Origin of the sequence: uncultured Aquincola sp., from assembly GCF_964001545.1 — a bacterium.
Taxonomy (GTDB): domain Bacteria; phylum Pseudomonadota; class Gammaproteobacteria; order Burkholderiales; family Burkholderiaceae_C; genus Aquincola.
In genome coordinates, this window is sequence record NZ_CAXFDV010000844.1 from 1 (window position 1) to 9618 (window position 9618).

Consider the following 9618-nt stretch of genomic DNA (forward strand, 5'->3'; position numbering starts at 1 on the left):
ACTGCGCGCAGGCACTGCCCGAAGGTCCCGCGCCCACCACCAGCACGTCGCAAGAGGAAGGAAGCAACGTAGGGGCGGCTGTCATGGCGGTGCGTCGGCGTGAAAAACGTGGCGCGGATTGTAGGGACCGCGCCAGTGCCCAATGCGACCGGTGAGCCGGAGGCCCTGGTCGGCCCTCAACCGACAGACGCGAAAACCGCCGCCGCCGGGTTAGCGCGTTTGCTAACATCGCGCATGGCCTTTGAGATCTCCTACTTCCACGCGCGCGTGCTCGAGGAGATCGAATCATGGCCAGTCGATGTGCTCGCCGACTACGCTCGTTTGGTCGAGCTTCTTGCTCAACACGGACCGAGCCTGCGCTTGCCGCACTCCCGCGCGTTTGGCGATGGTCTGTTTGAGCTGCGCCCGCGCGGGCGAGCAGGGATCGCCAGAGCCTTCTATTGCTTTCTAGTTGGCAAGCGGGTGATCGTGTTGCATGCGTTCATCAAAAAGACTCAACAGACGCCCGACGGTGAACTGAAACTGGCGCGCAAGCGCCTCAAGGATGTACAAAATGGCTGACCTGAAATTCAAGCCCGTTCGCCACGATCAGGCTGCGTTCCTTGCCAAAGCCAGGCAGCGCCCGGGCTTTGCGGAGGCGTATGAGGCACTTGAACTGGAGTACGCGCTGGCAGGGCAAATGTTGAAGGCGCGGACCAAGGCAGGTCTGACCCAGGATGCAGTCGCGGAGCGCATGGGCACCACGAAGAGCGCCATCTCGCGTCTGGAATCGGCGGGTCGGCACGCGCCATCCTTGGCAACGCTGAAGAAGTACGCGGCTGCAGTGGGATGCGATCTGCAGGTCAAGCTGGTGCCCCACAAGGCCACATGACGTCCACAGCAGCCTTCAACCAGGCACGACGAAAGACGGCGCCCGCAGGCGCCGCTTGTTCAGCCCAGAGTTGATCAGGCTGCCTTGACCTTCAACCGCCACGCATGCAGCAGCGGCTCGGTGTAGCCGCTGGGCTGTTCCAGGCCCTTGAGCACCAGGTCCAGCGCGGCGCGGTAGGCGTACGAGGTGTCGAAGTGGCCGGCCATCGGGCGGTACAGCGGGTCGCCGGCGTTCTGCTCGTCCACCACCTTGGCCATGCGCTCGAAGGTCTCGTGCACCTGGGCTTCGGTCACCACGCCGTGCAGCAGCCAGTTGGCGATGTGCTGGCTGGAGATGCGCAGCGTGGCGCGGTCTTCCATCAGGCCGACGTCGTGGATGTCGGGCACCTTGGAGCAGCCCACGCCCTGGTCGATCCAGCGCACCACGTAGCCCAGGATGCCCTGCGCGTTGTTGTCCAGCTCCTGCTGGATGTCGGCGGCCGACCAGTTGCGCTGCGCGGCGATGGGCACCTGCAGCAGGCCGTTCAGCAGGTTGTCGCGCTCGGCGTTGTCGCTGGTCTGCTCCAGCGTCTTCTGCACCTCGGCCACGTTGACGCGGTGGTAGTGCAGCGCATGCAGCGTGGCGGCGGTGGGCGAAGGCACCCAGGCGGTGTTGGCACCAGCCTTGGGATGGGCGATCTTCTGCTCCAGCATCGCGGCCATCAGGTCGGGCATGGCCCACATGCCCTTGCCGATCTGCGCGCGGCCGCGCAGGCCACAGCCCAGGCCCACCAGCACGTTGTTGCGCTCATAGGCCTGGATCCAGGCGCTGCTCTTCATGTCGCCCTTGCGCAGCACCGCGCCGCCACGCATGCAGGTGTGCATCTCGTCGCCGGTGCGGTCCAGGAAGCCGGTGTTGATGAAGGCCACCCGCGCCGAGGCCGCGGCGATGCAGGCCTTGAGGTTGATGCTGGTGCGCCGCTCCTCGTCCATGATGCCCAGCTTGACGGTGTTGGCCGGCAGGCCCAGCAGCTGCTCGACGCGGTCGAACAGCTCGGCCGCGAAGGCCACTTCGGCCGGGCCGTGCATCTTGGGCTTGACGATGTAGACCGAGCCGGTGCGCGAGTTGCGCACGCCGGTGCCGCCGCGGCGCTTGAGGTCGTGCAGCGCGATGGTGGTGGTGACCACCGCGTCCAGGATGCCTTCCGGAATTTCCTTGCCGCCGTCCCACAGGATGGCGGGGTTGGTCATCAGGTGGCCCACATTGCGCACGAACATCAGCGAGCGGCCGTGCAGCGTCACGGTGCCGCCCTTGGCGCCGGTGTACTCACGGTCCGGGTTCAGGCGGCGGGTGAAGGTCTTGCCGCCCTTGGCCACTTCTTCGGTCAGCGTGCCCTGTTGAATGCCCAGCCAGTTGCCGTAGGCCACCACCTTGTCGGCCGCGTCGACCACGGCCACGGAGTCTTCCAGGTCGAGGATGGTGGACAGCGCAGCTTCCAGCACCAGGTCGCTGACGCCGGCGGCGTCGCTCTGGCCGATGGCGGTGCTGCGGTCGATCTGGATGTCGATGTGCAGGCCGTTGTGCACCAGCAGCACCGAGCTGGGCGAGCCGGCTTCACCCTGGTAGCCGACGAACTGTTCGGGCTGGGCCAGGCCGCTGGCGCCGGTCTTGAGCTGCACCACCAGCTGGCCGCCTTCCACGCGGTAGGCGGTGGCGTCGGCATGCGAGCCGCTGGCCAGCGGCGCTGCCTCGTCCAGGAACTGGCGCGCGAAGGCGATGACCTTGGCGCCGCGCACCGGGTTGTAGCCCTTGCCCTTGTCGGCGCCGTCGGTTTCGGGGATGGCGTCGGTGCCATACAGCGCGTCGTACAGCGAGCCCCAGCGGGCGTTGGCGGCGTTCAGCGCATAGCGGGCGTTGAGGATGGGCACCACCAGCTGCGGGCCGGCCTGCACGGCCAGTTCGGCGTCCACATTGGCGGTGGTGGCCTTCACGTCGGCCGGCTGCGGCAGCAGGTAACCGATCGATTCGAGGAAGCTGCGGTAGGCGCCCATGTCGGCGATGGGGCCGGGGTGGGCGGCGTGCCACTTGTCCAGCTCCACCTGCAGGCGGTCGCGCTCGGCCAGCAGCGCGGCGTTCTTGGGCGCCAGGTCGTGGACGATGGCGTCGAAACCCTGCCAGAAGGCGGCGCTGTCGATGCCGGTGCCGGGCAGCACCTGGTCTTCGATGAAGCGGTAGAGGTCGGTGGAGACCTGCAGGCGGTGGGCGGCGGTACGGGCTTCGGTCACGGTGCTGTCCTCGCGGAAATGCGGCAATGCTGCGCACTCTAAGACAGGCCGGGCCCCCGATTCGGTGCGGCCGCTGCGCGGCATCTTTACGCCCAGCGCATGAATCCGGCAGCCGATTCAAACCAAGGCAGCGATGATTGGCCGCCACAACCGGCTTGATTCATGCGCTGGCTGCGGGTATTTTCCGCCGATGGACCGTCTGAAACAGATCGAATCCTTCGTCGCGGTGGCCACCAAGGGCAGCCTGACCGCCGCCGCCCAGCTCGAAGGCGTGGCGCCGGCGGTGGTGGGCCGGCGCATCGATGCGCTGGAAGCACGGCTGGGTGTGAAGCTGCTGGTGCGCACCACCCGGCGCATCACGCTCACACACGAGGGCAGCGCCTTTCTTGAAGACTGCCAGCGCCTGCTGGCGGACCTGGCGAATGCGGAATCCGGCGTCAGCGCCGGGGGCGCAAGGGCCAGCGGACTGCTGCGCATCACCGCGCCGGCCGGATTCGGGCGCCGTCACGTGGCGCCGCTGGTGCCGCAGTTTCTGGCGGCGCACCCGGACGTGCATGTGTCGCTGAACCTGGCCGACCGGGTGGTGGACATCGTGCACGAGGGCTTCGACTGCGCCATCCGCGTGGGCGACCTGCCCGACAGCAGCCTGGTGAGCGTGCGCCTGGCCGACAACCGCCGCCTGTGCGTGGCCACCCCGGCCTACCTGAAGCGGGCGGGCATTCCGAAGCAGCCGTCGGACCTCGCGCGGCACGAATGCCTGACGCTCAGCTCCGACGCCAGCCAGTCACGCGGCTGGGCGTTTGCGATGGAAGGCCGCACCCACCACCTGCGCCCCAGCGGCCGGCTGGACTGCAGCGACGGCCAGGTGCTGCACGACTGGTGCCTGGCGGGCCTGGGCATCGCCTGGCGCAGCACCTGGGAGGTGGAAGCCGAGATCGCCCGTGGCGAGCTGCAGACGGTGCTGGACGACTTCATCGCGCCGCCCAACGGCATCTACGCGGTGTTTCCGCATGCCAAGCACCTGCCGCTGCGAGTGCGGCTGTGGATCGACTTCGTCAAGCAGCGCTACGCCGATCCACGGTATTGGAAAGTCAGTCCCGCCGGGCCGCCCCAAGGGACTGAGATCCCCCTCGGGGGGACGCGAGCGTAGCGAGCTTGGGGGCTGCAGTTATCCAGACTTCTTCGTCGACAGGCATTCCTTCATGAAGGCCTTGCGCTCGTCGCCCTTCTTGCCCGTGGCGTCGGCGTTGCACTGCTTCATGCGGTCCTGCTGGGTGGCAGGCTCGGCCTTGGCCGACAGGCAGGTCTTCATGAAGGCCTTGCGCTCGTCGCCCTTCAAGTCCTTGGCGTCGGCGTTGCACGTCTTCATCTTGCTTTGCTGCGCGGTGGGCGCCTTGGCTTCATCGGCCGCCAGGGCGGGCTGGGCACACAGGGCGGCGGTCAGGCACAGGGCGGCGGCGGACAACAGCGATTTCATGGGCTCTCCTCACAAGGGGTGGTAGACCCGCGTTCAACGCCGCAGGCCACCGCCCGGTGGACGCCCCGGGCGGCCCGCGCAAGTTACAGGATGCGGCGCGGATGGGCCAGCTGTTCGTGCGCGGCATGCAGCCGGCGCACCAGCACGCGGATGAAGGCCTTGTCGAACAGGTGCCGGGTGCCGACGGACAACTGTTCCAGCGTCTCGGGCGTGAACGAGACGGTGGTGGTGGGCGCGGTCACCAGCACGTCGGCGCTGTGGCGCCGCAGCTCCGGGTTGGGCGCCAGGTAAGCCATCTCGCCCACCGAGGTGCCGGCGCCCAGCTGGGCCACGCGGTTGCCTTCGCGGTACACGTCCACCGCGCCCTGCGCCACGATGTGGAAGGTGTTGCCTTCCTGCCCGCGCTTGTAGAGGGCATGGCCGTACTTGAAGCGCTGCCAGCGGGCGCGATGCACCACTTCCCACAGCTCCACGTCGCCGAAGCCGGCGAAGAACTCCAGGCTGCGAAGCAGCGTGAAGCGCTCGGAATCGAGCACGCCCTGCAGCTTGCCGCGCGGCACTTCGCGGTTGGCCACCAGGGCCGACAGCCCCTGGGCGAATGCGTCCCAGTCGGCTGGCCGGTCATCGCGCTGCTTGGCGAGCGCGCCCAGCACCAGGTGGTCCAGCGCGGGCGGCACGCCATCGCGCAGCGTGGTCAGCGAGGCGGGCGCCTGGTTGTAGATCTGATGCATGATCGCCGGCTGCGTGTCTGCCTCGAAGGGCGGCCGCCCGGCGATCAGGTGGTAGAGCACCGCCGCCAGCGAATAGATGTCGGCCCGGCAGTCCAGCGTGCTGCCGTCCAGCTGCTCGGGCGACATGTAGGCCAGCGATCCCACGCGAAAGATCTGCGTGCGGTCCGAGCGCAGGTTGAGCACGCTGCCGAAGTCCGTCACCTTGACGTCGATGACCTGGTCGCCCTCGACCACCGCCAGCAGGTTGGCCGGCTTCACGTCGCGGTGGATCAGGCCCTGCCGATACACATAACCCAGCGCCATCGCGCACTTGAAGCCGATTTCCACGATCTGCTCCAGCGACAGCAGCTGGTCGGCGCGGCAAAAGCGCCGCAGCGTGTGGCCGGGCACGTACTCCATCACCAGGTAGGGCGCGACCGGGTCTTCCACCGCGTCGTAGATCTGCACCACGTTGGGGTGCTGCAGCCGGCCTACCAGGGCCGCCTCCGCGGCAAAGAATTTTTCGAAGTAACGCGGCTCGGCGCCACCGTCGTGCGCAGGCAGGCTCACGCGCTTGAGCGCCACGTCGCGCTGGTGGAATTCGTCGCGCGCCAGAAACACCTCGCTGGTGGCGCCTTCGCCCAGGCGGCGGCTCACCCGGTACTTGCCGATGGCGGCAGGCAGGTGGGGGTCTGCCGGGGCCGGCGCGGGCGCCGGCAGTGGCAGCGTGCCCGCGGGCAGCAAGGTGGTTCGGTCGGCGGCAAGCATCACCCGGCTTCTTCGGCCTCGGGGCCATGCGCTTGAGCCGGCGCGGCCGCACCCCCCACCTTAGAATCGCCGCCATGATCCAAGCCAAGCAGGACTTGCTCGCCGCCTTGCGCGCAGCAGTCGCGGAACTGGCCCCCGAACCCGGCCCCCAAGTTCCCCCGCTCGACACCCTCGAGTTCGAATCCCCCAAGCAGGCCGCCCATGGAGACTTTGCCGTCACCGTGGCGATGCAGCTGGCCCGTGGCCTGAAGAAGAACCCGCGCGAGCTGGCGCAGGCGCTGGTGGCGGCGCTGCAGCGTCAGCCCGCCGTGCAGCAGTGGGTATCGGCGCTGGAAATCGCCGGCCCCGGCTTCATCAACCTGCGCCTGAAGGAAGCCGCCAAGCAGGCCGTGGTGCGCGAGGTGCTGGAAGGCGCCGAACGCTTCGGCCGCCAGCCGGCCAACGGCCGCAAGCTGATGGTGGAATTCGTCTCGGCCAACCCCACCGGCCCGCTGCACGTGGGCCATGCCCGCCAGGGCGCGCTGGGCGACAGCCTGAGCCACCTGTTCCAGACGCAGGGCTTCGACGTCACCCGCGAGTTCTATTACAACGACGCGGGCGTGCAGATCGCCACGCTGGCCGCCTCCACCCAGGCGCGCATCCGCGGCCTGAAGCCCGGCGAAGAGGGCTGGCCCGAGTCGGCCTACAACGGCGACTACATCGCCGACATCGCGGCCGACTTCCTGGCCCGCAAGACGGTCAAGGCCGACGACCGCGAGTTCACCGCCTCCGGCGACCCCGAAGACCTGGACGGCATCCGCCAGTTCGCGGTGGCCTACCTGCGGCATGAGCAGGACCTGGACCTGCAGGCCTTCGGCGTCCGGTTCGACAGCTACTACCTGGAAAGCAGCCTGTACACCTCGGGCCGCGTCAACCAGACGGTGGACCGCCTGGTGGCCGCCGGCAAGACCTACGAGCTGGACGGCGCGCTGTGGCTCAAGAGCACCGACTACGGTGACGACAAGGACCGCGTGATGCGCAAGTCCGACGGCAGCTACACCTACTTTCTGCCCGACGTCGCGTACCACATCGCCAAGTGGGAGCGTGGCTTTACCAAGGTGATCAACTGCCAGGGCACCGACCACCACGGCACCATCGCCCGTGTGCGTGCCGGCCTGCAGGCGGCCAACGTCGGCATTCCGCAGGGCTACCCCGACTACGTGCTCAACACCATGGTGCGCGTGGTGCGCGACGGTGCCGAGGTCAAGATCAGCAAGCGCGCCGGCAGCTACGTGACGCTGCGCGACCTGATCGACTGGACCAGCCGCGACGCGGTGCGCTTTTTCCTGATCAGCCGCAAGGCCGACACCGAATTCACCTTCGACATCGACCTGGCGCTCAAGCAGAACGACGAGAACCCGGTGTTCTACGTGCAGTACGCGCATGCGCGCATCTGCTCGGTGCTGGCCAAGGCCAACGTGGCCGAGCTGGCGCAGGCCGACCTGTCGCGCCTGGTGGCGCCCACCGAGCTGTCGCTGATGCTCAAGCTGGCCGATTACCCGGCCATGCTCAGCCGCGCCGCCGCCAGCCTGGCACCGCACGACGTGGCCTTCTACCTGCGTGACGTGGCCGCCGCCTTCCACAGCTACTACGCGGCCGAGCGCTTCCTGGTGGACGACGCCGAGCTGGCCCGCGCCCGCCTGGCGCTGCTGGCGGCCACCCGCCAGGTGCTGCGCAATGCGCTGTCGCTGCTGGGCGTGAGTGCGCCCGAATCCATGAACCGGGCCGAAGAAGCCCAGAAGGAACCCGCATGAAAGCGCAACGCGGAGGCTTCGTGATGGGCCTCATCGTCGGCCTGCTGGTCGGCCTGGCGCTGGCCCTGGGTGTGGCGCTGTACGTCACCAAGGTGCCGGTGCCTTTCGTCAACAAGGTGCCGCAGCGCTCGGCCGACCAGGACGCGGCCGAAGCCGAGAAGAACAAGAACTGGGACCCGAACGCGCCGCTGGCCGGCAAGCCGCCGCGCAGCGCCTCGGGCACGGTGCAGCCGGCGCCGGCCTACCCGGCCCAGCCGGCGGTACCCGCGCCCACGCCGGCACCGGCCGCGGAGCCAGCGCCCGCCCCTGCACCTTCGCCGGCGCCGCAGACGGGCTCCACCCGCGACCCCGCCGCCATCCTCTCGGGCCAGGGCGGCGGCGCCGCTTCGGCCTCGCGGTCCACCAAGTCGGGCGGCGATGCGTTCACCTACTTCGTGCAGGCGGGTGCCTTTGCCAAGCCGGAAGATGCCGAACAGCAGCGCGCCAAGCTGGCGATGCAGGGCCTGGCGGCCCGTGTCACCGAGCGGGAGCAATCCGGCCGTACCGTTTACCGCGTGCGCCTGGGCCCGTTCGACCAGAAGGACGACGCCGAGGCGGCGCAACAACGCCTGCAAGGCACGGGCACCGAGGCGGCGCTGGTGCGGGTGGAACGCTGATACACCCTGCCCGGCGAAACTTTGCGCGTGCCTGCACAGTCCACCTGCTGGCGCCTGCGCGCGCCCCCATTGAATCAAGAGGAACCGCATGAACCGTCGTGACTTCACCGCCCGCGCCGCGGGCACCGGCCTGGCCCTGGGCCTGGGCCTGGCCGGCCACACCGCCCACGCGCAGGGCGGTGCCCCGGTGGAGGGCAAGGACTACGTGAAGCTGTCTTCGCCCGCGCCCGTGGCCAGCGGCGGCAAGGTGGATGTGGTCGAGTTCTTCTGGTACGGCTGCCCGCACTGCAACGCCTTCGAGCCTTCGCTGGACGCCTGGTCGAAGAAGCTGCCGACCGACACGGTGGCCTTCCGCCGCGTGCCGGTGAGCTTCTCGGCCATGCACGAGACGCACGCCAAGATCTTCTACGCGCTGGAAGCCATGGGCCAGGTGGAAGCCATGCACCGCAAGGTGTTCGCGGCCATCCACGTGCAGCGCAAGCGCCTGGACAAGGAAGCCGACATCGTCGAGTTCATGACCCAGAACGGCGTGGACGGCGCCAAGTTCGCCGAGGCCTACAAGTCGTTCGGCGTGGCCACCAAGGTGCGCCAGGGCAAGGCGCTGTCCGAGGCCTACAAGATCGACGGCGTGCCCTCGATCGGCGTGGCCGGCCGCTGGTTCACCGCGCCTTCGCTGGCCGGCTCGCCCGAGCGGGCGCTGGCGGTGACCGATGCGCTGATTCAGATGGCGCGCAAGGCCGGCTGAGCCGCCACGGCGTTTGAAAGAATGCCGTCAGGTGGCGGCGGAAACTGTGGCTAGAATGGGCATGCAAGTTTCATGCCTTTATGACCACCCACACCCACCGCCTGTCACTTGTCACCGGGCTGCGCCGCGCAGCGATGCTGGCCGCCGCCTTCGGGGCGCTGGCTGGCGCGCTGCCGTCCGCGCAGGCCGCCCGGGCTGACCGCAACCAGCCCATCACCATCGATGCCGACAAGCCCGGCACGGTGGACATGCTCAAGCAGGTGGTGGTGTTCAACGGCAACGTGGTCATCACCCAGGGCTCCATCACCATCCGGGCCGAGCGCGCCGAGATCCG

At 68.6% G+C, this 9618-nt stretch carries 10 protein-coding genes; 7 read left to right on the forward strand and 3 right to left on the reverse strand.

From position 1 onward, the window contains the following. Positions 1-234 precede the first annotated feature (234 nt). A complete protein-coding gene (locus ABNT58_RS29075; RefSeq protein WP_348756829.1) occupies positions 235-561 on the forward strand; it encodes a type II toxin-antitoxin system RelE/ParE family toxin in 327 nt (108 codons plus the stop codon). Further along, positions 554-871, forward strand: a complete 318-nt coding sequence (locus tag ABNT58_RS29080) for a helix-turn-helix transcriptional regulator (RefSeq protein WP_348756830.1) — start codon at positions 554-556, stop codon at positions 869-871. Before ABNT58_RS29075 ends, ABNT58_RS29080 begins: the two co-directional genes overlap by 8 nt. Positions 872-945: 74 nt before the next feature. On the opposite strand, the gene ABNT58_RS29085 is transcribed toward ABNT58_RS29080, so the two are convergent. Further along, positions 946-3135 carry a malate synthase G gene (locus tag ABNT58_RS29085; protein ID WP_348756831.1) on the reverse strand — a complete coding sequence of 730 codons (2190 nt, stop codon included), beginning with the start codon at positions 3133-3135 and terminating at the stop codon, positions 946-948. Positions 3136-3325: 190 nt separating this feature from the next. Here ABNT58_RS29085 and ABNT58_RS29090 point away from each other — a divergent pair, with 190 nt between their 5' ends. Beyond that, positions 3326-4285 carry a LysR family transcriptional regulator gene (locus ABNT58_RS29090; protein ID WP_348756832.1) on the forward strand — a complete coding sequence of 320 codons (960 nt, stop codon included), beginning with the start codon at positions 3326-3328 and terminating at the stop codon, positions 4283-4285. Between the two features lie 18 nt (positions 4286-4303). Here ABNT58_RS29090 and ABNT58_RS29095 read toward each other — a convergent pair whose 3' ends face one another. Further along, the gene (locus tag ABNT58_RS29095) at positions 4304-4612 is read right to left on the reverse strand and encodes a PsiF family protein (protein ID WP_250198274.1); all 309 of its coding nucleotides are present in this window, start codon (positions 4610-4612) and stop codon (positions 4304-4306) included. Between the two features lie 83 nt (positions 4613-4695). After that, positions 4696-6090, reverse strand: a complete 1395-nt coding sequence (locus ABNT58_RS29100; RefSeq protein WP_348756833.1) for a serine/threonine-protein kinase — start codon at positions 6088-6090, stop codon at positions 4696-4698. Positions 6091-6164: 74 nt separating this feature from the next. Between ABNT58_RS29100 and argS the strand changes: the two genes are divergently transcribed. From argS to ABNT58_RS29120, 4 genes are all read left to right on the forward strand, one after another. Then, the gene (gene argS, locus ABNT58_RS29105) at positions 6165-7883 is read left to right on the forward strand and encodes an arginine--tRNA ligase (protein WP_348756834.1); all 1719 of its coding nucleotides are present in this window, start codon (positions 6165-6167) and stop codon (positions 7881-7883) included. Then, on the forward strand, positions 7880-8539 hold the full coding sequence (locus ABNT58_RS29110) for an SPOR domain-containing protein (RefSeq protein ID WP_348756835.1): 660 nt from the start codon (positions 7880-7882) through the stop codon (positions 8537-8539). Before argS ends, ABNT58_RS29110 begins: the two co-directional genes overlap by 4 nt. Before the next feature lie 88 nt (positions 8540-8627). Next, positions 8628-9284 (forward strand): thiol:disulfide interchange protein DsbA/DsbL, encoded by a 657-nt coding sequence (locus ABNT58_RS29115; RefSeq protein WP_348756836.1) that lies wholly within the window; start codon positions 8628-8630, stop codon positions 9282-9284. Positions 9285-9364: 80 nt separating this feature from the next. After that, the coding region (locus ABNT58_RS29120; RefSeq protein ID WP_348756837.1) for an LptA/OstA family protein at positions 9365-9618 on the forward strand (254 nt) is incomplete at its 3' end.

Coding starts and splice junctions, on each gene's coding strand:
- ABNT58_RS29075 (WP_348756829.1), top strand. CDS start 235: ATGGCCTTTGAGATCTCCTACTTCCACGCGCGCGTGCTCGAGGAGATC.
- ABNT58_RS29080 (WP_348756830.1), top strand. CDS start 554: ATGGCTGACCTGAAATTCAAGCCCGTTCGCCACGATCAGGCTGCGTTC.
- ABNT58_RS29090 (WP_348756832.1), top strand. CDS start 3,326: ATGGACCGTCTGAAACAGATCGAATCCTTCGTCGCGGTGGCCACCAAG.
- ABNT58_RS29095 (WP_250198274.1), bottom strand. CDS start 4,612: ATGAAATCGCTGTTGTCCGCCGCCGCCCTGTGCCTGACCGCCGCCCTG.
- ABNT58_RS29100 (WP_348756833.1), bottom strand. CDS start 6,090: ATGCTTGCCGCCGACCGAACCACCTTGCTGCCCGCGGGCACGCTGCCA.
- argS (WP_348756834.1), top strand. CDS start 6,165: ATGATCCAAGCCAAGCAGGACTTGCTCGCCGCCTTGCGCGCAGCAGTC.
- ABNT58_RS29110 (WP_348756835.1), top strand. CDS start 7,880: ATGAAAGCGCAACGCGGAGGCTTCGTGATGGGCCTCATCGTCGGCCTG.
- ABNT58_RS29115 (WP_348756836.1), top strand. CDS start 8,628: ATGAACCGTCGTGACTTCACCGCCCGCGCCGCGGGCACCGGCCTGGCC.